General features: G+C 68.0%; 20 protein-coding genes and 1 tRNA gene. 2 read left to right on the forward strand and 19 right to left on the reverse strand.

Annotated features, from left to right (window positions below):
- Positions 1-103 precede the first annotated feature (103 nt).
- Positions 104-1405: a L,D-transpeptidase family protein gene (locus tag ABDK56_RS02465; RefSeq protein WP_349806471.1), complete on the forward strand. Its 1302-nt coding sequence runs from the start codon at positions 104-106 to the stop codon at positions 1403-1405.
- Here the strand turns inward: ABDK56_RS02465 and ABDK56_RS02470 are convergent.
- The 10 genes from ABDK56_RS02470 to ABDK56_RS02515 form a co-directional block, all read right to left on the reverse strand.
- Positions 1402-1893, reverse strand: a complete 492-nt coding sequence (locus tag ABDK56_RS02470; protein WP_349806472.1) for a type II CAAX prenyl endopeptidase Rce1 family protein — start codon at positions 1891-1893, stop codon at positions 1402-1404. The genes ABDK56_RS02465 and ABDK56_RS02470 overlap by 4 nt on opposite strands.
- A 6-nt stretch (positions 1894-1899) precedes the next feature.
- A complete protein-coding gene (gene clpX, locus ABDK56_RS02475) occupies positions 1900-3174 on the reverse strand; it encodes an ATP-dependent Clp protease ATP-binding subunit ClpX (RefSeq protein ID WP_349806473.1) in 1275 nt (424 codons plus the stop codon).
- Between the two features lie 150 nt (positions 3175-3324).
- Positions 3325-4338, reverse strand: a complete 1014-nt coding sequence (locus ABDK56_RS02480) for an inorganic phosphate transporter (protein WP_349806474.1) — start codon at positions 4336-4338, stop codon at positions 3325-3327.
- 7 nt (positions 4339-4345) lie between these two features.
- Complete coding sequence (locus ABDK56_RS02485) at positions 4346-5452, reverse strand: DUF47 family protein (RefSeq protein WP_349806475.1); 1107 nt, start codon at positions 5450-5452, stop codon at positions 4346-4348.
- A 121-nt stretch (positions 5453-5573) separates the two neighbouring features.
- Positions 5574-6227 (reverse strand): ATP-dependent Clp protease proteolytic subunit, encoded by a 654-nt coding sequence (locus ABDK56_RS02490; protein ID WP_349806476.1) that lies wholly within the window; start codon positions 6225-6227, stop codon positions 5574-5576.
- Positions 6228-6301: 74 nt separating this feature from the next.
- Positions 6302-7534 (reverse strand): glutamate-5-semialdehyde dehydrogenase, encoded by a 1233-nt coding sequence (locus ABDK56_RS02495; protein ID WP_349806477.1) that lies wholly within the window; start codon positions 7532-7534, stop codon positions 6302-6304.
- Positions 7531-8634: a glutamate 5-kinase gene (gene proB, locus ABDK56_RS02500; RefSeq protein WP_349806478.1), complete on the reverse strand. Its 1104-nt coding sequence runs from the start codon at positions 8632-8634 to the stop codon at positions 7531-7533. The genes ABDK56_RS02495 and proB overlap by 4 nt, the downstream gene beginning before the upstream one ends.
- Before the next feature lie 27 nt (positions 8635-8661).
- Positions 8662-9624: a glycosyltransferase family 2 protein gene (locus ABDK56_RS02505; protein ID WP_349806479.1), complete on the reverse strand. Its 963-nt coding sequence runs from the start codon at positions 9622-9624 to the stop codon at positions 8662-8664.
- A 30-nt stretch (positions 9625-9654) separates the two neighbouring features.
- Positions 9655-11223 (reverse strand): trigger factor, encoded by a 1569-nt coding sequence (gene tig / locus ABDK56_RS02510; RefSeq protein ID WP_349806815.1) that lies wholly within the window; start codon positions 11221-11223, stop codon positions 9655-9657.
- A 134-nt stretch (positions 11224-11357) separates the two neighbouring features.
- Positions 11358-11442: transfer RNA gene (locus tag ABDK56_RS02515), tRNA-Leu, on the reverse strand.
- Positions 11443-11581: 139 nt separating this feature from the next.
- On the opposite strand from ABDK56_RS02515, the gene ABDK56_RS02520 reads away from it, so the two are divergent.
- Complete coding sequence (locus ABDK56_RS02520) at positions 11582-11719, forward strand: hypothetical protein (RefSeq protein WP_349806480.1); 138 nt, start codon at positions 11582-11584, stop codon at positions 11717-11719.
- 100 nt (positions 11720-11819) lie between these two features.
- On the opposite strand, the gene ABDK56_RS02525 is transcribed toward ABDK56_RS02520, so the two are convergent.
- From ABDK56_RS02525 to gatC, 9 genes are all read right to left on the reverse strand, one after another.
- Positions 11820-12449, reverse strand: a complete 630-nt coding sequence (locus tag ABDK56_RS02525) for a hypothetical protein (protein ID WP_349806481.1) — start codon at positions 12447-12449, stop codon at positions 11820-11822.
- A gap of 10 nt (positions 12450-12459) precedes the next feature.
- Positions 12460-13683, reverse strand: a complete 1224-nt coding sequence (locus ABDK56_RS02530; protein ID WP_349806482.1) for a M48 family metallopeptidase — start codon at positions 13681-13683, stop codon at positions 12460-12462.
- Complete coding sequence (locus tag ABDK56_RS02535) at positions 13680-14438, reverse strand: hypothetical protein (RefSeq protein WP_349806483.1); 759 nt, start codon at positions 14436-14438, stop codon at positions 13680-13682. The genes ABDK56_RS02530 and ABDK56_RS02535 overlap by 4 nt, the downstream gene beginning before the upstream one ends.
- 42 nt (positions 14439-14480) lie before the next feature.
- Positions 14481-16049 (reverse strand): alkaline phosphatase family protein, encoded by a 1569-nt coding sequence (locus tag ABDK56_RS02540; protein ID WP_349806484.1) that lies wholly within the window; start codon positions 16047-16049, stop codon positions 14481-14483.
- Between the two features lie 53 nt (positions 16050-16102).
- Positions 16103-16987 carry a hypothetical protein gene (locus tag ABDK56_RS02545; protein WP_349806485.1) on the reverse strand — a complete coding sequence of 295 codons (885 nt, stop codon included), beginning with the start codon at positions 16985-16987 and terminating at the stop codon, positions 16103-16105.
- A complete protein-coding gene (locus ABDK56_RS02550; protein ID WP_349806486.1) occupies positions 16984-17571 on the reverse strand; it encodes a hypothetical protein in 588 nt (195 codons plus the stop codon). Before ABDK56_RS02550 ends, ABDK56_RS02545 begins: the two co-directional genes overlap by 4 nt.
- 71 nt (positions 17572-17642) lie before the next feature.
- Entirely contained in the window at positions 17643-19097 is a 1455-nt protein-coding gene (gatB, locus tag ABDK56_RS02555; protein WP_349806487.1) for an Asp-tRNA(Asn)/Glu-tRNA(Gln) amidotransferase subunit GatB, read from the reverse strand.
- A complete protein-coding gene (gatA, locus tag ABDK56_RS02560) occupies positions 19094-20575 on the reverse strand; it encodes an Asp-tRNA(Asn)/Glu-tRNA(Gln) amidotransferase subunit GatA (protein ID WP_349806488.1) in 1482 nt (493 codons plus the stop codon). Before gatA ends, gatB begins: the two co-directional genes overlap by 4 nt.
- Entirely contained in the window at positions 20575-20877 is a 303-nt protein-coding gene (gene gatC / locus ABDK56_RS02565; protein WP_349806489.1) for an Asp-tRNA(Asn)/Glu-tRNA(Gln) amidotransferase subunit GatC, read from the reverse strand. Before gatC ends, gatA begins: the two co-directional genes overlap by 1 nt.
- Between the last annotated feature and the right edge of the window lie 55 nt (positions 20878-20932).

Genomic DNA, 20932 nt, shown 5'->3' on the forward strand with positions numbered 1-20932 from the left:
CGCGCCACGGGGTGAATCCGGCGCAACGCCTGTTGGCGGCGGCTCGACGCCCCGCCAGACGAGGTTAGGGCGAGGTTCAGCTTAGCGGGAATAGGTGGGGCTTATGCGACAATTGAAGACCAAGATGCTGCTTGCGGCCACCATGCTCGCCGTTCCCGCCACGCTCGGCGCCGCGCGTCCGCAGCCGATCGAGCCCGTCCCCGTCCCTGCCCAGATCGAGCAGGGCGTAAGCATGATCTATGTCGATCCCGAGCTTCGGCCGACCGACAAGGCGATCGAGATGCTGGGGATGAGCCGGGTCGAGACCCCCGAACAACAGGCCGCGCAGCCGATGGACCTGTTCGTGCCGATGAACCCGATGGTGACCCAGCTTCGCCGCGGGCTGATCAAATATCACCAGCAGTGGGGCCGCCTCCCCGCGGTGTTCATTCCCGCCGGACCGGTGATGAAGAAGGGCTCGACCGATCCGCGCGTCGCCCAATTGCGCTATCGCCTCGGCCTCGCGCCGGGCAACGGCTTCGACGCCACGGTCGATAAGAAGGTCCGCGATTTCCAGCGGGTCCACGGGCTCAAGGTCGACGGGCTGGTCGCAGGCAAGACGCTCAACGCGCTCAGCCTGCCGCCGCGCGACTATGAGCTTCGCCTCGCCGCGAATATCGAGCGCGCCAAGCGGCTGCCCGATCCCGAGCGCTTCCCGAAATATGTGATGATCGACGCGGGCGACAGCGAGCTCTCGATGGTCGATCGCGGCAAGACGGTCGGCAAGATGAAGGTCATCGTCGGGACCAAGGAAACCCCGACGCCGATGATGGCGGCGATGATCCGCTACGTGAACCTCAACCCCTACTGGAACGTCCCGCCCGACCTCGTCCAGACGATCATGGCGAAGCACGTGCTCGAGGAAGGGCCGGGCTACCTCACCTACCGCCACTACGAGATCATGGCCGACTGGTCGGAGAATGCGCCGCTGCTCGACCCCGCGAAGGTCGACTGGCAGGCGGTCGCCGATCGGCGGCTGCTAGTGCGGATGCGGCGCGGGCCGAGCCCGGGCAATTCAATGGGCGACATGAAGTTCATGCTGCCCAACGACTTCGGCATCTACCTCCACGACTATCCTGAAAAGGCGAAGTTCGCCGATTCGAACCTGTGGATCTCAAACGGCTGCGTGCGCCTGTCGCAGGCCAAGCAGCTCGCCAAGTTCCTGTTCGGCTACGTCCCGACGCCCAAGACCGGAAAGCCCGAGGAACGGGTCGACCTGCCGACCCCGATCCCGGTCTACATGACCTATTTCACCGCGGTGCCGTCGGCGACCGACGGGGTCACCTTCCGCGGCGATCCCTACGATCGCGACCAGAAGGTGCTGGCGAGCTATTACAACGCGCAGGTTCCGATCGGGACCTTCTAGCCCGGCAGCCCGAGCGCGACGAAGGTCCCCGGGACGAGGTTCTGTAATGCATGGGTCAGCGCGGCGATTCCCATCGCCGCACCGATCCCGCGTTCACGCCACGCGACGAACAGCGTCGAGAGGATCAGGAACGGCCACCAGATGATGAGGCCCCAGGCGGGCGCCGCGGTCGAATGGGCGATTCCCCAGCCGACCGCGCTGACGACGATTGCCGCGCCCGGGGGCAGGAACCGCAGGAGCAACAGCAGCGCCCCGCCCATGATCAGCGTCTCGACCAGCGGCGAGAAGATCACCAGAAGGAAAAAGGCATAGGCGCCGCTGACCGGGAAGCGCGGGGTGCCGAGCGAGGGAAAGAGCCGGCTGACCAGCGCGGACAGGATCAGGCTCCCGCCGAACGCGAGCGCCCAGCCTAGCCCCGCCGATTTCCACCAGCTCGTGGGCTCGCGCAGCGGCGCGGGAAGCCAGCCCGGAAGCGTGCCTTCACTCAAGCGCGACTAGGCCGCGTCGCCGCCGCCCGCCGCCTTGTCCTTTTTCGCGTAAACCCGCACCGGCTCCTTCGACCCGGTGACGACTTCCTTGTCGACATGGACCTCGTCGACCCCGTCCATCGCCGGCAGGTCGAACATGGTGTCGAGCAAAATGCCCTCGAGGATCGAGCGGAGCCCGCGCGCGCCGGTCTTGCGATCGATCGCCTTGCGCGCGATCGAATGGAGCGCGTCGTCGCTGAACTGGAGCTCGACCTCCTCCATGTCGAACAGCTTCTGGTACTGCTTGACCAGCGCGTTCTTCGGCTCGACCAGGATCTTGACCAGCGCCGTTTCGTCGAGGTCCTCGAGCGTGGCAATCACCGGCATACGGCCGATGAACTCGGGGATCAGTCCGAACTTCATCAGGTCCTCGGGCTCGGTATTCTTGAGCACCTGCCCGGTCTTCTTCTCCTCGGGCGCGGCGACGTGCGCGCCGAAACCGATCGACTTGCCCTCGAGCCGGTCGCCGATGATCCGTTCGAGCCCGGCGAAGGCGCCGCCGCAGATGAACAGGATGTTGGTGGTGTCGACCTGCAGGAATTCCTGCTGCGGATGCTTGCGCCCGCCCTGCGGCGGAACGCTCGCGGTGGTGCCTTCCATCAGCTTCAGCAGCGCCTGCTGGACGCCCTCGCCCGACACGTCGCGCGTGATCGAGGGGTTGTCCGACTTGCGGCTGATCTTGTCGATTTCGTCGATGTAGACGATGCCGCGCTGCGCCTTTTCGACGTTGTAGTCGGATGCCTGCAGCAGCTTCAGGATGATGTTCTCGACGTCTTCGCCGACATAGCCCGCCTCGGTCAGCGTGGTCGCGTCGGCCATGGTGAACGGCACGTCGAGGATCCTCGCCAGCGTCTGGGCGAGCAGCGTCTTGCCGCAGCCGGTCGGCCCGATCAGCAGGATGTTCGACTTGGCGAGCTCGACCTCGTTGGCGTTCTTGCTGCCGTGGGCGAGCCGCTTGTAATGGTTGTGCACCGCAACCGACAGCACCCGCTTGGCGCGCGCCTGGCCGATGACGTAATCGTCGAGCACCTGGCAGATCTCGGCCGGGGTCGGCACCCCGTCGCGGCTCTTGACCAGCGACGACTTGGTCTCCTCGCGGATGATGTCGTTGCACAGCTCGACGCATTCGTCGCAGATGAACACAGTCGGCCCGGCGATCAGCTTGCGCACTTCATGCTGCGATTTGCCGCAGAAGCTGCAGTAGAGCGTGCTCTTGCTGTCGCTGCCGGTGAGCTTGGTCATAAATTCCTTGTCCTTGCTGCCCCCGCGGGGGCCGACGCGGTCATGCTAGACCGCTTTTTCGCACAATCAAACTGTTAGAGGCGTTAATGGCTACCCCGTCCCGGCGCGACTGTCCCGATATGGGCGGCGCCCCACAGGGTTGCAAGCGGATCAGAAGAAGCGCGTCAGCCAGTAGAAAAAGGCCGCGACGGCAGCCGAGCAGGGAATGGTGACGATCCAAGCGATGACGATGTTGCGGGCGACGCCCCAGCGGACCGCCGATGCGCGCCGGGCGACCCCTGCCCCGATGATCGACCCGGTGATCGTGTGGGTGGTCGATACGGGAATGCCGAGCGCGCTCGCCCCGAACAGCATCACCGAGCCGCCGGTCGACGCGGCGAAGCCCTGCTGCTGGCTGAGCTTGGTGATCCGGCTGCCCATCGTCTCGATGATCCGCCAGCCGCCCGCCATCGTCCCCAGGCCCATCGCGATGTAGCAGCCGATCGCCACCCAATGGGGGACCGCGAATTTCCCGTGGAGATAGCCGGTCGAATAAAGCAGCACCGTGATGATCCCCATCGTCTTCTGGGCATCGTTCAAGCCGTGACCGAGCGAATAGGCCGCCGACGACACCAGGTGCAGCGCCTTGAAGCTGCGGTCGGCGGCATGCGCCTTCGCCTTCGCCGCGAACCAGCTGGTAACCAGCATCACGATCATCGCCAGCACCATCCCGAGGAAAGGCGAGGCGACGATGGCGATGAGGGTCTTGTTGAGGCCGCTCCACTGAATCCCGCCGATCCCCGCGTGCGCGACCCCCGCCCCGACGATCCCGCCGACCAGCGCATGGCTCGACGACGATGGGATTCCCATCAGCCAGGTGATCACGTTCCACGTCATCGCGCCGACCAGCGCGCCGAACACGACCGCTGGAGTCACCAGGTCCTTGTCGATCAGCCCCTTGCCGATGGTCTCGGCGACGGCGTGCAGCTGCGGATAGGCGAGCGTCAGGAAATAGGCCGCGAAGTTGAAAAAGGCGGCGAACAGCACCGCCTGCACCGGGCTCAGCAATTTCGTGGCCACGACCGTCGCGATCGAGTTGGCCGCATCATGGAGACCGTTGAGGAAGTCGAACGCGAACGCCAGCGCGACGAGGCTGGCGAGCAACGGCAGGGCGAGCTGGTGCATTGCCCGCTCAGCCGTGGTCGATGACGATGGCGTCGATCTGGTTGGCGACGTCCTCGAACGCGTCGCAGATCCGCTCGAGATGCTTGAAGATCTCGCGGCGGACAGTGAACTCTATCGCCTCGCCCTTGCGATACTTCTCGAACGCGCGCTTCAGTCCCGCGGCGTGGATTTCGTCGGCATGGCCCTCCATCCGCACCAGCCGCTCGGTCAGCTCGTGGAGCCGCGACCCGTTCCTGCCGACGTCGCGGAGCAGCGGGATCGCCTCGGCCACGAGCCGCGCCGAATCTACGACGATCGAGGCCATGTCCTTCATCTCGGGCGAGAAATCGCGCAGGCTGTAGAGGTCGACCGCGCTCGCCGCGGCCTGCATTTCGTCGATCGCATCGTCCATCGATCCGATCAACGAGGTGATCGCGCTCCGGTCGAACGGGGTCAGAAAGGTCTCGCGAACCGTTTTCAGCGTCGCGCGGATGACCTCGTCGGCGTCATGCTCGCGCTCATGGATCTCGCGGATATGCTCGGCGGCCTTGTCGCCGCCCTGGAACAGGCGGCCGGTGGCATCGGCGGCGGCGACCAGCGCGGTCGCGTGCGCCTCGAACATCTCGAAAAAGCCGCCGCTCTTGGGCAGCAGGCGTTGGAACCAGGCGAACATCGGACCTACCTTCGATTTCTTCGCGACCGCCTCGATCAGGCCGGTGCGGGTGGTGGCGCGGTTGAACTCGGTCGAGCCGAACGAGCGGATGAGGTTGCGAAGGTCGTGCTCCTCGACCGCGTCGGCTGCTTCGTTGAGCGAAAACCAGGCGCGTTCACGCTCGGCCCGCTCCTTCCAGTCGTCGAGCACCTCGCTGACAGCCAGCGGGAACACTTCGACATCGGCCATCAGCGACGCCCCGCTGCCGCGCCGCTTGCGATAGCGGTACGTGCCGAGCGGGGTCGGGCAGACGCTGCCGCGCACCCCGGCCTCTTCGAGCGCCTCGATCGCGGCGGCATGATGCGGGTCGGTCTCGGCACCGATATTGCCCTTCGGGATCACCCAGCGCTTCGACTCGCGGCTGGTGACCAGGAGGATCGACACCGGCGAATCGATCGACCGGCCGAGCGTTCGATAAGGCAAGGCGGCAATCTGGCGGATAAACGAACCCCGGACCGGCGGAGTCGAAAAGGCCCGCCTCAAGCGAGGCGGGCCTAGTCGTGACCCTGTCGGGCCGCAAGAAAAATGACGCTTTTGTGACGACTCAGGCGGGCGTGACGTCGCCCGCGCCGGTGCCGGCATCGTCGCCCGCGTCGGGGCGCTTGTCGAATACCTCGTCGATCAGCCCGAACGCCTTGGCCTCGTCGGCCTCGAGGAACTTGTCGCGGTCCATCGCCTTTTCGATCTCCTCGATCGATTGGCCGGTGTACTTCGAATAGAGCGCGTTGAGGCGGCTGCGCATCCGCAGGATTTCGCGCGCCTGGATCTCGATGTCGGCGGCCATGCCCTGCGCCCCGCCCGACGGCTGGTGGACCATGATCCGGCTGTTCGACAGCGCGACGCGCATCCCCGGCTCGCCCGCGGCGAGCAGGAAGCTGCCCATCGACGCGGCCTGGCCGATGCACACCGTCCCGACCTTGGGCCGGATGTATTGCATCGTGTCGTGGATCGCGAGACCCGCCGTGACGACACCGCCCGGCGAGTTGATGTACATGAAGATGTCCTTCTTTGGGTTCTCGCTCTCGAGGAACAGCAGCTGGGCCGTAATCAGCGAGGCCATGTGGTCCTCGACCGCGCCGGTGACGAAGATGATCCGCTCGCGAAGCAGCCGCGAGTAAATGTCGAACGACCGTTCGCCCCGGTTCGACTGCTCGATGACGATCGGCACGAGGCCGGAAACGATGTCCTGATGATCCATGAGAAAACTTGGTCCCTTTGCGTGTTGCCGCCCTTACATCGGCGGGCGCGGGGAAAGGTTCAACCCCGTCGGCGTCAGGGACGCACCTGCCCCTGCCCCCGGACGACATATTTGAAACTGGTGAGCTGTTCGGGCCCGACCGGCCCGCGCGCATGGAGCCGCCCCGTGGCGATGCCGATCTCCGCACCGAAGCCGAACTCACCCCCGTCGGCGAACTGGGTCGACGCGTTCCACATCACGATCGCGCTATCGACCCGGTCGAGAAAGCGGGCGGCGACGAACGCGTCCTCGGTGACGATCGCCTCGGTATGGCCGGTGCCGTAGCGGGCGATATGGTCGATCGCCTCGTCGACCCCGCCGACCGTGCGGACGGCGAGGATCGGGGCGAGATATTCGGTGCGCCAGTCGTCCTCGCTCGCCGACTCCATCGGCACGATCGCCCGCGCCGCCTCGTCGCCGCGAAGCTCGCAGTCGCCGAGCGCCGCGACGATGCCGGGGAGCAGCGCGGGCGCGGCGTCGCGGTCGATCAGCAGCGTCTCGGTCGATCCGCACACCGACACGCGGCGAAGCTTGGCGTTGCGGACGATCCGCGGCGCCATCGCCGGGTCGGCAGCGGCGTGGACATAGGTGTGGCAGACCCCTTCGAGGTGGCCGAGCACAGGCACCCGTGCCTCGGCCTGAACCCGCTCGACCAGCGCCCGCCCGCCGCGCGGGATCATCAGGTCGATCGTCCCGTCGAGCCCGCCGAGCATCTGCCCGACCGCCGCCCGGTCGGTCGTCGGCACCAGCTGGACCGCCGCCGCGGGCACTGCGCTCGCCTCGAGCCCGGCGACGATCGCCGCGTGGATCGCCCTCGCGCTGCGAAACGCGTCCGAGCCCGCGCGAAGGATCACCGCATTGCCCGACCGCAGGCAGATGGCGGCAGCGTCGGCGGCGACGTTGGGCCGCGCTTCGAATACCATGCCGATCACCCCGATCGGGGTCCGCACGCGGGCGATGTCGAGCCCGTTGGGCCGCTTCCACCGCGCCATCTCGGCGCCGACCGGGTCGGGCAGCCCGGCGATCGCCTCGACCGCGTCGGCAATTCCCGCGAGCCGCTCCGGATCGAGCCGCAACCGGTCGAGATGCTGGGTCGCCTCGCCCATGTCCTCGGCATTGGCGGCGAGGATCGCCTCTTCGTGCGCGCGGATCGCATCGGCGACCGATCGGATCGCCGCGCTCCGCTCGTCGGCGGCACAGTCGCGCAGCGCCGCCGCCGCTTCGCGCGCGCGGCGGCCCATCGCCAGCATCTCGTCTTGCAGGCTCATGTCAGCACCAGATCGTCGCGATGGATGAGTTCGTCGCCCCGGCTGTAGCCGAGGCGCCCGGCGATGTCGGTGGCGCGCAGCCCGGCGATGACGCTCGCCTCGCGCGCGCCGTAGCGGGCAAGCCCGCGTCCGAGCTCGCGCCCGTCGCACAGGATCCGCACGCAGTCGCCGGGGACGAACTCGCCCTCGATCGAGCGCACCCCCGACGGCAGCAGGCTGCTCCCCCGCCCCAGCGCGTCGGCCGCGCCCCGGTCGATCCCGAGCTGGCCGAGCGGGGCGAGCGTCCCCGCGATCCACTGCTTGTAGGCGCTAGCCGGCGACCCGCGCGCCGGGACGAGCGTCGCGCGCGCACCGTCCGCGCGAAGCCGGGCGAGCGGGTGGTCGTGAACGCCCGACGCAATCAGCGTGGCGCAGCCGAACCCCTGCGCGATCCTCGCCGCCTCGAGCTTGGTCCGCATTCCCCCGGTCCCGACCGCGGTTCCCGCGCCGCCCGCCGCCGCCAACTCGTCCGTGCCAATCGCCTCGAGCCGGTCGATCAGGGCCGCCGACGGATCGGCGACCGGGTCGCGCTCGTAAAAACCGTCGACGTCGGACAGAAGGACGAGCACGTCGGCCCCGGCCAGCTGCGCGACCCGCGCCGACAACCGGTCGTTGTCGCCGTAGCGCAGCTCCTCGGTCGCGACGCTGTCATTCTCGTTGACCACCGGCACTACGCCGAGCCCGAGCAGGGTCTCGATCGTCGCGCGCGCGTTGAGCCAGCGCCGCCGGGCTTCGGTATCGCCGATCGTCAGCAGCAGTTGCGCGGCGGTCAGCCCGTGCGCCGCGAACGCCGCGTTCCACGCCGCCATCAGCAGCGGCTGACCGGTCGCCGCCGCGGCCTGCTTGGCGGCGAGCCGGGGCGATCCGCGCAGGCCGAGCCGCTGCCGACCGAGCGCCACCGCGCCCGACGACACGAGCAAGACGGTCTTGCCCTCGGCACGAAGCGCGGCGATGTCCGCCGCGAGCGAGCCCATCCACGCCGTCCGGTCGCCGGTGAGCAGCGACGAGCCGACCTTTATCGCAATGCACTGCGCGTTCGAAACGAGCTGGGACGGAGTCATCGCGCCAGACTACCGCGACCGCCTTCGCTAGTGCAACAACTCCGCGCCCGGCGCCGGCTGGGCGAGGTAGGCGAGCCGCCGGACTTCGCGGCGACCGCGGGTCACCGTGTCGAGGATCAGCCCGGCGAGCAGGCTGAGTGTCGCGACGATCACCATGCCGGTGACCAGGATTGCGGTCGGCATCCGCGGTACGAGCCCGGTATCAAGATAAGTAACCAGCAAGGGGAAGGCGAGCACCACCGCGGCGAGCAGCAGCAGCCAGGCGATCATGCCGTAGAACAGCGCCGGGCGCTCGACCCGGTAGAGGGTGCCAATCGTTTTGAGGATCCGCCAGCCGTCGCGATAGGTGCTCAGCTTCGAGGCCGAGCCCTCGGGCCGCGCGCCATAGGCGGTGACCATTTCGCCGACGGGCATCCGCAGCTCGAGCGCGTGGACGCTGATCTCGGTCTCGATTTCGAACCCCGCGCTGAGCACCGGGAAACTCTTCACGAAGCGCCGCGAGAACACCCTGTAACCCGAGAAGATATCGGTGAAGCTGCGCCCGAACAAGCCCGAGAGGAGCCCGGTGAACAGCTTGTTGCCGAGCACGTGGCCGCCGCGATAGGCCTCCGCCGCCTCGTGCTGGCGCGTGCCGACGACCATGTCGAGCTGCTCTTCGGCAAGCATCGCGACCATCGCCGGCGCCGCCTTCGGATCGTAGGTCAGGTCGCCGTCGGCCATGATGTAGATGTCGGCATCGACGTCGGCGAACATCCGGCGGACGACATGGCCCTTGCCCTGCATCCGCTCGACGCGGACGATCGCCCCGGCGGCGCGGGCAATCTCGCCGGTCCGGTCCTTGCTGTTGTTGTCGTAGACGTAGATCGCCGCCTCGGGCAGCGCGGCGCGGAAGCCGGCGATCGTCTCGGCGATCGCGGCTTCCTCGTTGTAACAGGGCAGGATCACTGCCACGCGCGCCGACTGTTTCACCCCGTCCCCCCGTTTCGCCATCCCGGTCGTCACCGGGATGGCAGAAAAAGATTATTTTTTCGTGGGCTTCTTGGCGGGGGCCTTCTTGGCAGCAGGCTTGGCTTCGCTCGTCGCCTCGGCCTTCGGGGCCGGCTTGGCCTTGGCGGGCTTGTCCCCGCCCTTGGCCGGCTTGGCGTCGGCAGCCTTTTCCGCGGCCTTCGGCTTGTCGTCGGCCTTGGCCTTGCCCTTGGCCGCCTTCTTCGGCTTGGCCTCGCCATGGTCGTGGCCGCAGCCGGGGCCGTGGACATGGCCTTCCTCGCTCTCGAGATCGGCCTCGATCTCGGCGCGGGTCGCGCTGCGCTCGGTCACGTCGGCCTTGTCGAACAGGAAGTCGACCACCTTGTCCTCGAACAGCGGTGCGCGAAGCTGCGCCGCCGCCATCGGGTTTTCCTGGACGAAGCGGATGAACTGGTCGCGGTCCTCGGGGCGATACTGCGCCGCCGCCTGGCCGATCAGCCGGTTCATCTCCTGCTGGGTGATGTCGATCCCGTTGGCGGTGCCGATCTCGCTCAGCAGCAACCCGAGGCGAACGCGGCGCTCGGCGATCTTGCGATACTCGGCCGAATCGCCCTCGATTTCCTTGAGCGCGGCCTCGGCGTCCTCCTCATGGCTCGCCTCGTGACGAAGCTGGGACATGATCTGCTCGAACTCGGCATCGACCATCGACGGCGGAACGTCGAAGTCATGCTCGCTCGCCAGCTGGTCGAGCAGGCGGCGCTTCATGTGGGTCCGGGTGAGCCCGTTGAGCTCCTGCTGCTGCTGGTCCTTGAGCATCGAGCGGAGCTGGTCGAGCCCGGTCAGGCCGAGCGACTTGGCGAAGTCGTCGTCGACCTTCGCCTCAACCGGGACCTTCACTTCCCTGACCACACAGTCGAAGGTCGCCGCCTTGCCCTTCAATTCCTTGGCCTGGTAGTCCTTCGGGAAGGTGACGTTGACCGTGACCTCGTCGCCCTCGGCCGCGCCGATCAGCTGCTCCTCGAACCCGGGAATGAGGGTGCCCGAGCCGATCGTCACCGGCATCGCCTCGAGCGTGCCGCCATCGAACGCCTTGCCGCCGACCTTGCCGACGGTGTCGATCACGACCTGGTCGCCGCTCTTGGCCTTGTGGCCCTTCTTGGCGGCTTCGAACCGCTGCTGGCCCGAGGCGAGCTGCTTAAGCTGCTCGTCGACCGCGGCGTCGTCGGCCTCGAGAGTCAGCCGCTCGAGCTTGATCTGGTCGATCTTCGGGCTCGGCACCTCGGGAAGCGTTTCGAGCGTGACCTTGATCTCGGCGTCCTTGCCCGCCTCATAGTCGTCGCCGAGCTCGACCTCGGGCTGCATCGCCGGGCGGAGCGCCTTGTCGCTGATCAGTTGCTGGACGCTGTCCTGCACTGCGCTCTGCAGCGCGTCGCGCATCAGCGCCTCGCCGTGCATCTTGCGGATGAGGTTCGGCGGCACCTTGCCGGGACGGAAGCCGGGCATGCGGACCTGCGGCGCCATCTTCTTGATCTCGCCGTCGACCCGCGCGTCGATGTCCTTGGCGGGGATGGTCACCGTATAGGCCCGCTTGAGGCCCTTGTTTTCCGTCTCGACCGTCTTGATGCTCACGTTTCTCGTCCTGCTCAATAATGCGTCTACGCGGGTCGCCTCGGCGATCGCAGTGCTCGCCAGTCCCCCGGACTGGCTGCGCCCGAATCCTGCCTCCGCCAGTCCCCCGGACTGGCTTCGGGGCGGATTGGTGCGGGCGAAGGGACTCGAACCCCCACATCTTGCGATACTGGAACCTAAATCCAGCGCGTCTACCAATTCCGCCACGCCCGCGCGGACGCCTGATGAAGTGGCGCGCCTATAGCAAGGCTGGCCAGCGGGGCAAGGGCGGCGGCGCAAGCGGCGGGGCGAGCAACCAGTCAGGGGCGACGAATGTTTTGAAAGGCAGAGCATTTGTCGAAAGGACCGTCCCATGGCGACCCAGCCCCCCGAACCGCCAGTCACCCCCGAGCCCCCGGCCAGCCCGACCCCGCCCCCGGCCGAGGCGCCCGCGCCCGGTGGCGACGTCGACATTCCCGCTCCCGGCGCGCCGTCGCCCGGGACGGTGTGATGGCGAGCCGCCCGCCGGGCCCCGACGAATTGCCGCCGGGTGAGGCGCCGCCGCTTCCCGGCGAGCCCGAGCCGCCGCCGCCCGCCGACCCGGTCGCCGCCTAGCGCCGCTCGGCCGAGGCGACGAGCGCCTCGAAATCGGGCAGGTCGGCGTCGAAATAATGCGCGCGCGCGGCATCGAGCATGACGAGGTAGAGCCGCCCGTCGATCGTTGCCCCAACCACGCGCCCCCGACGCCACAGCTCATCCCCGTCGAGATGCTCGTAATCGAGCTGCCAGCCGTTAACGCCGAGGAAGCGCCGGGGCACCAGGGCGATCGTCCGGAACTCGGCCGCCCCGCCCGTCACCCGGTAGAGGCTTTCGAGCATCGCCACGACCTCGGGCGGGGTCATGTCGGCGCGGAATCGCGGCACCTGCCGATATTCGCTGCGGTCCTGCCGAACGATGAACTGCTTGTCCTTCAACCCGGTAACGAACGTCATGTCGTCGAGGGTGAAGCCGTTCTGCGTCCAGTCCTCGACCTCGCCGATGTCGAGGAACAGCCGCGGGCGGATCCGATTCCACTCGCGCGGCGGCGTCACCCACATCGAGCGATTCCCGACCGCGGTCGGCCGCGCGCGGACGAGCGCGAAGGCGCCGCTGTTGACCACATTTCCCGCCCCGTCGAGCGCCTCGCAGCCGCCGAGGAGGAGGCCGAGCGCCACCGGGAGCAGCCCTAAATAATACCGCATCCCCATCCCTTCAGTCGGCGATCATCTGGCGAACGAACGGCGCGTCGGGCGCGGCGGGTGCCAGCGCGAGGTAGCGTTCGAACGCGACCCGCGCCTCGGCCTTGCGCCCGGCCTTCGACAGCATCAGCCCGTGCCAGCGCCACGCGTCGGCGGGGGCATCGGCGTAGGTGACCGCGGCGGCATAGCCCTGCGCCGCGCGCAGGGTGTCGCCATCACGGTTGCGCAGCCGCCAGATCTCGGCCTCGGCGAAGCGCAGCGGGCCGTCCCACCCATCCTGCGCCAGCGTCTCGACGATATATTGGCTGCCCCCGGGGTCGTTGAGCTTGACCTGGTCGTCGAGCAGCATCGGCCGGATGCCGGCGATCGCGGCGCGAAACTCGGCGCGCCGCGCGCTGTAGACCTTTCCCGGCTCGCGCACTTCGGCGGCCGAAACGCTCAGGTCGGCCAGCCGCTGTTCGGGGATCGGGTGCGTCGCGAACAGCGAGACGTCGCGTTCGTAGCGCTGCCCGCGATAATAGTTGGAATAGCGGAGCTCGCCGATCAGCTGGCGCCACGTCTGCGGCATCGCCATCGGGTCGTAGCCGGCGGCGGCGATGTTGCGGATGCCGAGCGCGTCGGCCTCGGACTCCATGTCGCGGCTGTACTTGAGCAGCGACATCACCGCGCCGAGCTGCGCGAGCTGCTGGAGATTGCCGAGGTTCGCCCCCGCCGCGCCCCCCGCAATCCCGCCGAGCATCGACAGGGCTGCGTAGACGTCGGTCTTCTTCTTCGTGTCGCGCCACGCGCGGATCTGGTGCTTCCTCAGGAAATGCGCTGCCTCGTGCCCGACCACGCCGGCCAGCTGCGCCTCGTCGCGCATCCTCAGCAGAAGCCCCGAGTAGACCAGTGCGAAGCCGGTCGGGAACATCATCGCGTTGAAGTCGGGGACGCGGGCGAGGTAGATCCGGAAATCGGCCGCCGCCGGTCCGCCGACGCGACCAATCAGCTCTTTCAGATAGGCGGTCACCTGCCGGTCCTCGACGAGGAGGTTCGACCCGGCGATCTCCTCCTCGACGCGGTCCATCTGCGCCCACATGCCCTTCTCGTCGGCATCGACCGGGCGGTAACCCGCGCCAACCAGCGGCACCATCTGGGCGGGGAGCACCCGCGCGTTCGCGGTCCCGGTGAGCATCGCCGCGCCGAGCGCCCCGCCTCCCGCCAGCAGCGCGCGGCGACCGACCCGCGGCGCGGTCATCTGGCGCGCATCGCCCGGCCCGGCTTCATCCGCCCGATCAGCCGTTCGACCATCTGCGCCGCGCCCTCGGGGGTGCGGATATCGCCGAGCTTCACCCCCGCGACCTGCCCGTCGGTCTGGAGGATGTTGAACCAGGCGACCTTGCCGGTGCGCAGGTCGACCAGGCTGGCATAGGCGAACTCGCCGCCGCCGCCGATCGTCGGCGCGCAGAAGCCGATCGCGCAGCCGGCGATGCCGAGGATCTGGAGCCCGACCCGCCCGCGAGTCGCGAAACTATCCTCGGCATAGAGGAAAAGCGCATAGTCGTAGCCGGTCCTGCGCCCGAGCGCGGTGGCGGTATCGCCGAGCGTCCAGTCGAGCCCCTTCCCGCGCTTGGTCGGAAGCGAATAGCCCATGTACTTGTGGATCGCGATCGCGTTGCCGACCGCGCCGTTGAGCCGTTCGAACTCGGCGACCTCGTCGGCCCCGACCCCGGGCAGGCCGTCGCGTCGGTCGAGCACGAGGACGTCGCCGCCGCGCCCCGCCTGCTGCGCCCTCAGCGCAGCGATGAGGTTCCTGCGCGCCGCCTCGGTCCAGTCGGCGCGCGGTTCGGTGAGGCCGCCGGCGGTCACTGACCCGACCTCTACGTCGGGGCGCATCACCAGCAGGCGGTAAGAACCCTGCGGCGGGGCGAAGTTCACATCGGCATATTGGCGAGTCGCGACGCATCCGCCGAGGCTCGACGCGGCCAGCACCAGCGCGGCGGTTCGACGCATCGCACCCTCCCCTACACGCCGGATAGCCGCGCTCCTGCGCGCCTAGCGGCCGGGGCAGACTGCGCCAGCCGCGCCCGCGACGCAATGGCCGTCGATCGCGCCTTCGACCGGAAGCCCGAGCCACGCCGCGAGCGTGGGCATGATGTCGACGGTCATGATGTCGTCACGCCGCTCGGCCGCGCGGGCGCGCGGGCGATAGAAGAGAATGGGCACCCGCCGGTCGTTGTCCCACGCGCTGCCGTGGGTCGCGACATAGCCGACCGCCGGCTTGGGAATCGGCACGACGTGGCGCTTCAGGAGGACGGTGAGGTCGCCCGATACCTTCGCGTCGAACGAGGCGCGCGCGCGGTCCTCGAGCCTCCAGTTGACCGGGTCGCCGGTCGGGATCGGGTAAGCGGCGAGCTCGGCCCTGGTAAAGACGGCGGCGACGTTGGGGTCGGCGCGGTAGGCGGCGAGCGCGAGCGCGACGACCCTGTCGCGGGTCGCGGGGTCGAGCGCGGGGTCGAGATAGACGTCGCCCCCGCCGACCAGCGGGTTGGCCTTCAGCCCGAGCTGCGCCTTGATCGCCTCGCCGATCGCGCCGCTCGGGAAGCCGTAGCGCTTGCCGTCGCTCAGTCGTTCGGGAATGTCGGTGCCGCCATGATCGGCGGTCAGCACCAGCGCATAATCGATCCCGCGCCGGTCGAGCCCGTCGAGGAAGGCGCCGAGGATCGCGTCGAGCCGGTGGAGCTGGATGCACATTTCCTGCCCCTCGGTGCCGAAGGCATGGCCGACATAGTCGGTCGCGCTGAGGCTGATCGCGAGAAGGTCGGGCGAGGCATGGCGTCCGAGCTGGTCGCGGTCGATCTCGTCGCCGGCGAGGTTTAGCACCGCCTCGTCGAGCGCTGGCGAGGCGCGGAACAGTTGTTCGCTCGGGTCATGCTCGAACCGGCCGGCCCCGACCGTGGGGCCCTTCGGCGCGGTCGCCACCCCCTTCGCGCGGGCGAGGCAGTCGGCCGGGACGAGCAGCGGTGGCGCATGGCTGGCGACGAGCGCCTTCAGCTTCGCGTTCGCCGCCATGACGTCATCGTCGGGCTTGGCATCGAGGTCGGTCTGGAAGCGGCCGTCGCGATAATACCAGCGAATGTCGGGGGTGTGTCCGCCCATCATCACCGCCGCGCGGTCCTTGCCGGCGATCGCCACCGAGCGGCTCTCGGGCCACAAGCGCTTCATCCGCTCGCCGAGCACCGGCACTTTGAGGTGGCGCGGGGAGACGACATAGTTGGCGGCGGTGCCGCGGTCCTCGTCCTCGGCGCAATAGACCGCCGCCGGCCAGCGCTTGCCCGCGGGGTCGTAGAAATTATTGGCGACGATCCCGGTGTGCGCGGGGTGGTCGCCGGTCAGGATGGTCGAGTGGCCGGGGCACGTCTCGGTCGCGGCGTGCGCCTGGTAGCCGTTGTGGAACAGCGTCCCGCGCCGCGCCAGCCGGGCGAGCCCGCCGGTGAAGCGCGGCTGATATTCGTCGAACAGGTCGGCGCTGAACTGGTCGACCGCGATCGCGACCACCAGCTTGGGCGGACGCGACACGGCGGTACGCTGGCCGACCGTGGCGCATCCGGAGAGCGTGACCATCGTGGCAGCAAGCGCTGCAAACCCGAACCACGCTCCCCGCACGCTCACCTCCGCTATTTCTTGATCCTGGCCCTGCTTACCAAGGTCTCGTTCGCGATTTCTACCCCGGTTCGGGCATCGACCACGACATCGCGATGATAGGCGAGGACACCCGGAATGGGGGCCAGCCGCGTGACGGTCGCCCCGTAATAGTTGTTCATCTTGCCGCTCGCCTGGAACGCCGGCCGTACCGACGGCCACGCCGCCAGGCTGTCGGGCAGGCCGTAATGCACTTCCCCGCTCGACGGCGCCTTGAGCGGCTCCTTGCCCGCCGCCACGCGCTTCGCATTGGTCTGGTCGAGCTGCAGGCGAGCGACGTCCTTGTCGTCCTGCCAGCGCGGTAGGTCGACAAGCGAGGTGCCGAGGTCGGTCACCACGCCCGGCTTCACCTCGAACCGCACCGAACCCATGCAGTTGCACGAGCCGGTCCCGGGGCCGCCCGCGACCATGATCGGGCCGTACCAGATATAGGTTCCGGGCTTGACCGACTGGAGGTAGTGCAGCCTCGTGTCTTTCGAATAGGCGAACATCGGGCCGAACGACTCGGCGTCGCGCAATTCGATCGGATCGATGGTGAAGCTGTCGAGCTTGGGTTCCTCGAGGTCCGTCCCCTCCGCGACGGGCGTCGCCGACGATGCCTGGATGGCCTGCACATATTTCTGATGGGCCTTGGCGAATGCCTTGAGACGGTCGGCTTCGTAAGTCTTTCGAGTCTCGGCATCGGGAACCCGCAGGAAGACTCCGGACTGCCGGTTGTCGCCGCTGATCAGGATGTAACCGAGCGTCTGGTCGAGCCTGACCTTGCCGGATATGACGTCCTTGTCGCTGATCGGCTTGGCCCCGGCCATCGCCGGAACCGAAAGGAGCGCGGCGGCAACCGCCATGCGAAGCGCGCTCACAGCCCGAGCGCCTTGGTCGTCGGCGCCGGCCCGGACGCCACCAGCGCCTGGGTCGCCAGCGCCTTGAGCCGCACCGGTTCGCGCTTGCGGCCGAGGCCTTCCTCGAAATTGAACGCGGTCCACAATTCGCGCGGGAGGCCGAAGCGCTGGTAGCCCTTGAATCCCATGCAATTGCGCAGGTTGATCCGCCGCGCCTGCCGCCGGGCGGCCGATCCGAAGATCGCGTCGCCGACAAGGCTGCCGATCATCCCGCCGGCAGCCCCCGCCAGGACGCCGTAGGTCGCCATCGCCCCCGCGACCGCACCGTCGCTCGCGCCCAGATAGATGCTGCTGCCGCTGGCGAGCGCATCGCACTCGCGGATGTCGGCATAGGCCTGTTCGAAGCTGGTATCGTCGCGATGGAAATAGAAATATTTGTCGAAATCCTGCTCGGCTTGCGGTGACGGCGCGAAGTCGAGCTTCGGCATCGACACCGACTCTTTGGCCGGGATTTGGTCGGTCGGCGCAGGATCGGCGGCCTGTGCCAGCGCCGGCGCAGACACGCAGAACGTCGCGGCGGAGGCCGCGAACAGCAGTCTTTTCATGATTCCCCCAGTAACGAACTCGTCGATTCGGCGGGCGCGATGCTGGCCGCCCGCCAAGTTTCGTGCAAGGCCTACCCCAGTTTCGCGCGCAGCCGTTCGTTGACCACGCCCGGGTTGGCCTTGCCCGCCATCGCCTTCATCGTCTGGCCGACGAAGAAGCCGAACAGCTGCTGCTTGCCCGCCTTGTAGTCGGCGACCTTGTCGGCATTCTGTGACAGGATCTTGTCGATCTCGGCGTCGATCGCGCCGGTGTCGCTGGTCTGCTTCAGCCCCTCGCGCTCGACGATCGTGCCCGCCGGCTCGCCGCTCTCGAGCATTTTTTCGAACACCGTCTTGGCGATCGATCCCGAGATGGTGCCATCGGCGACCAGCTTGAGCAGTTCGGCGGCATGAGCGGGCGAGACCGGGCAGGTCGCCATCGTCGCGCCGGTGCGATTGAGCGCGCCGAACAGCTCGGCGACCGTCCAGTTGGACGCCTGCTTGGGGTCGACGTCGGTCGCCAGCAGGGCATCGAACCAGCCGGCGGTCTCCACCTCGGCGGTCAGGACGCCGGCATTGTAGGCGCTGATCCCGAGCATTTCGTAGCGCTTGCGCTTGGCGTCGGGCAGCTCGGGGATCGACTTGCGGCATTCCTCGAGGAAAGCGTCGTCGAGTTCGAGCGGCAGCAGGTCCGGGTCGGGGAAGTAGCGATAGTCGTGCGCGTCTTCCTTCGATCGGAGCGTGCGGGTGACGTTCCGGTCGGGGTCGTACAGCCGGGTTTCCTGCGCGACCGTGCCGCCGCTCTCGATCAGCTCGACCTGCCGCCGCGCCTCATGCTCGATCACGTTCATCACGAAGCGGACCGAGTTGACGTTCTTGGTTTCGGTGCGGGTGCCGAATTCATCGCCCGGCTTCCTCACGCTGACGTTGACGTCGGCGCGCATCGAGCCTTCTTCCATGTTGCCGTCGCACGACCCGACATAGCGGAGAATCGCCCTGAGCTTGCGGAGATAAGCCCCTGCTTCAGCGGGCGAACGCATGTCGGGCTTGCTGACGATTTCCATCAGCGCGACACCCGAGCGGTTGAGGTCGACGTAGCTCATCGTCGGGTGCTGGTCGTGCATCAGCTTGCCCGCGTCCTGCTCGACGTGGATCCGCTCGACCCCGATGGTGCGCGGGCTGCCGCCCTCAGGCTCGACCTCGACCGATCCCTCGCCCACCAGCGGGTGGTAGAGCTGCGAAATCTGGTAGCCCTGCGGAAGGTCGGCGTAGAAGTAATTCTTCCGGTCGAACCGCGACCATTTGTTGATCTTGGCGTCGATCGCCATGCCGGTGCGCACCGCCTGGCGGATGCACTCGCGGTTGGGCACCGGGAGCATCCCCGGCATCGCCGCGTCGACCAGGCTGACCTGCGTGTTCGGCTCGGCCCCGAAGGCGGTCGCCGCGCCCGAGAACAGCTTGGCGTTGCTAACGACCTGCGCATGGACTTCGAGGCCGATCACGACCTCCCACTCGCCGGTCTCGCCGTGGATCCGATAGTCGCTCACCACCACTTCTCCGCCCGTGCTTTGAAGCCGCTGCGTTCCTCGATCGCGAGGCCCGCGTTCAGCACGCTCTGTTCGTCGAGTTCCTTGCCGATAAGGTGAAGCCCGAGCGGCAGCCCCTGTCCGTCGACCCCGCCCGGAACACTCATCGCCGGCAGCCCGGCGAGGCTCGCCGGGACCGCGAAGACGTCGTTCAGATACATCGCCAGCGGGTCGCTCATTTTTTCGCCGAGCCCGAACGCCGCCGAGGGCGCGGTCGGGGTGAGGATGAGGTCGCACTTGGCGAATGCCTCGCGAAAGTCGCGCTTGATCAGCGTGCGCACCTTCTGCGCCTTGGTGAAATAAGCGTCGTAGAAGCCCGCCGACAGCACATAGGTGCCGATCATGATCCGCCGCTTGACCTCGGCGCCGAAGCCGTCGTCGCGGGTCGTCGCGTACATCGCGTCAAGGTTGCCGCCCTCGGGCACGTCGCGCAGCCCGTAGCGCACCCCGTCGTAGCGGGCGAGGTTCGACGACGCCTCGGCGGGCGCGATGATGTAATAAGTCGGCAGCGCGTATCTGGTGTGCGGCAGCGAGATGTCGACAACCTCGGCGCCCGCGTCCTTGAGCCACTCGATCCCGCGGTCCCAGATCGCGTTGATCTCGTCGGGCACTCCGTCGATCCGATATTCCCTGGGAATTCCGACGCGCTTGCCCTTTAGATCGCTCGACAATCCGGCTTCCCAGTTGGGCACCGGCAGGTCGAGGCTGGTCGCGTCCTTCGGATCGAACCCGGCCATGCTTTCGAGCATGATCGCGCAGTCCTTGACGGTCCGCGCCATCGGCCCGGCCTGGTCGAGCGAGCTGGCGAAGGCGACGATTCCCCAGCGCGAACAACGGCCGTAGGTCGGCTTGATCCCGCAGATGCCGGTGAAAGCGGCGGGCTGGCGGATCGAGCCGCCGGTGTCGGTGCCGGTCACTCCCGGCGCCATCCCCGCCGCGACCGCCGCCGCCGACCCGCCCGAACTTCCGCCCGGGGTCAGCGCGGCATTGCCGCCGTCTTTGCGCTTCCACGGCGAGATGACCGGGCCGTAGGCGCTGGTCTCGTTCGACGAGCCCATCGCGAACTCGTCCATGTTGAGCTTGCCAAGCATCCCCGCGCCGTCGGCCTTGAGCTTGCCGCTGACCGTGCTCTCGTAGGGCGGCTTGAATCCCTTGAGGATGTTCGAACCGGTCGTGCTGTCGACCCCCTCGGTGCAGAACAGGTCCTTGATGCCGAGCGGGACGCCCGACAGCGGCTTGAGCTCGCCCCTGGCGCGCGCGGCGTCGGCCGCGTCGGCCGCCTCGAGCGCGAGCTCGGGCGTCGTCACCGTCCAGGCGTTGAGCTGGCCGCCGGCCTCGACTGCTGCATTGAACGCCTCGGCGACCTCGCGCGCGGAAAAGTCGCCGCCGCGAACCCCGTCGCGAAGCTCGGCAATGGTCTTGTCGGTCAGGCCGCTCACTATTCGATCACCTTGGGGACGGCGAAGAAGCCATGCTGTGCGTCAGGCGCGTTCGCGAGCACCTTGTCGCGCACGCCCCCGCCGGTAAGCGGGTCGGCGTCGATCACGTCGTCGCGAAGCCGCAGCTTGTTGTCGATTACCGCGGTCAGCGGCTCGACCCCGTCGGTGTCGACCTCGCCGAGCTGTTCGACCCAGCCGAGGATGTTGTTGAGCTCGGGCACCATCTTCGCGATCTCGGCCTCGCTGAGCGCGAGGCGAGCGAGTTTCGCGACGTGGCGCACCTCTTTTTCGGAAACGGACATGGGGGGCGCGATAGCCGCACCTCCCCGCCCCTTCAAGCGAGTTGCCGAGGCCAAG

Source organism: Sphingomonas sp. ASV193, from assembly GCF_040203355.1.
In the GTDB taxonomy this organism is placed as follows: Bacteria; Pseudomonadota; Alphaproteobacteria; order Sphingomonadales; family Sphingomonadaceae; genus Sphingomicrobium.

Bases quoted from the DNA above. Each gene is read 5' to 3' on its own strand.
- ABDK56_RS02505 (WP_349806479.1), bottom strand. From the start codon at position 9,624: ATGGCGAAACGGGGGGACGGGGTGAAACAGTCGGCGCGCGTGGCAGTG.
- ABDK56_RS02465 (WP_349806471.1), top strand. From the start codon at position 104: ATGCGACAATTGAAGACCAAGATGCTGCTTGCGGCCACCATGCTCGCC.
- ABDK56_RS02525 (WP_349806481.1), bottom strand. From the start codon at position 12,449: ATGCGGTATTATTTAGGGCTGCTCCCGGTGGCGCTCGGCCTCCTCCTC.
- ABDK56_RS02480 (WP_349806474.1), bottom strand. From the start codon at position 4,338: ATGCACCAGCTCGCCCTGCCGTTGCTCGCCAGCCTCGTCGCGCTGGCG.
- ABDK56_RS02490 (WP_349806476.1), bottom strand. From the start codon at position 6,227: ATGGATCATCAGGACATCGTTTCCGGCCTCGTGCCGATCGTCATCGAG.
- ABDK56_RS02530 (WP_349806482.1), bottom strand. From the start codon at position 13,683: ATGACCGCGCCGCGGGTCGGTCGCCGCGCGCTGCTGGCGGGAGGCGGG.
- ABDK56_RS02540 (WP_349806484.1), bottom strand. From the start codon at position 16,049: ATGGTCACGCTCTCCGGATGCGCCACGGTCGGCCAGCGTACCGCCGTG.
- ABDK56_RS02520 (WP_349806480.1), top strand. From the start codon at position 11,582: ATGGCGACCCAGCCCCCCGAACCGCCAGTCACCCCCGAGCCCCCGGCC.
- ABDK56_RS02550 (WP_349806486.1), bottom strand. From the start codon at position 17,571: ATGAAAAGACTGCTGTTCGCGGCCTCCGCCGCGACGTTCTGCGTGTCT.
- ABDK56_RS02535 (WP_349806483.1), bottom strand. From the start codon at position 14,438: ATGCGTCGAACCGCCGCGCTGGTGCTGGCCGCGTCGAGCCTCGGCGGA.
- gatC (WP_349806489.1), bottom strand. From the start codon at position 20,877: ATGTCCGTTTCCGAAAAAGAGGTGCGCCACGTCGCGAAACTCGCTCGC.
- proB (WP_349806478.1), bottom strand. From the start codon at position 8,634: ATGACTCCGTCCCAGCTCGTTTCGAACGCGCAGTGCATTGCGATAAAG.
- ABDK56_RS02495 (WP_349806477.1), bottom strand. From the start codon at position 7,534: ATGAGCCTGCAAGACGAGATGCTGGCGATGGGCCGCCGCGCGCGCGAA.
- clpX (WP_349806473.1), bottom strand. From the start codon at position 3,174: ATGACCAAGCTCACCGGCAGCGACAGCAAGAGCACGCTCTACTGCAGC.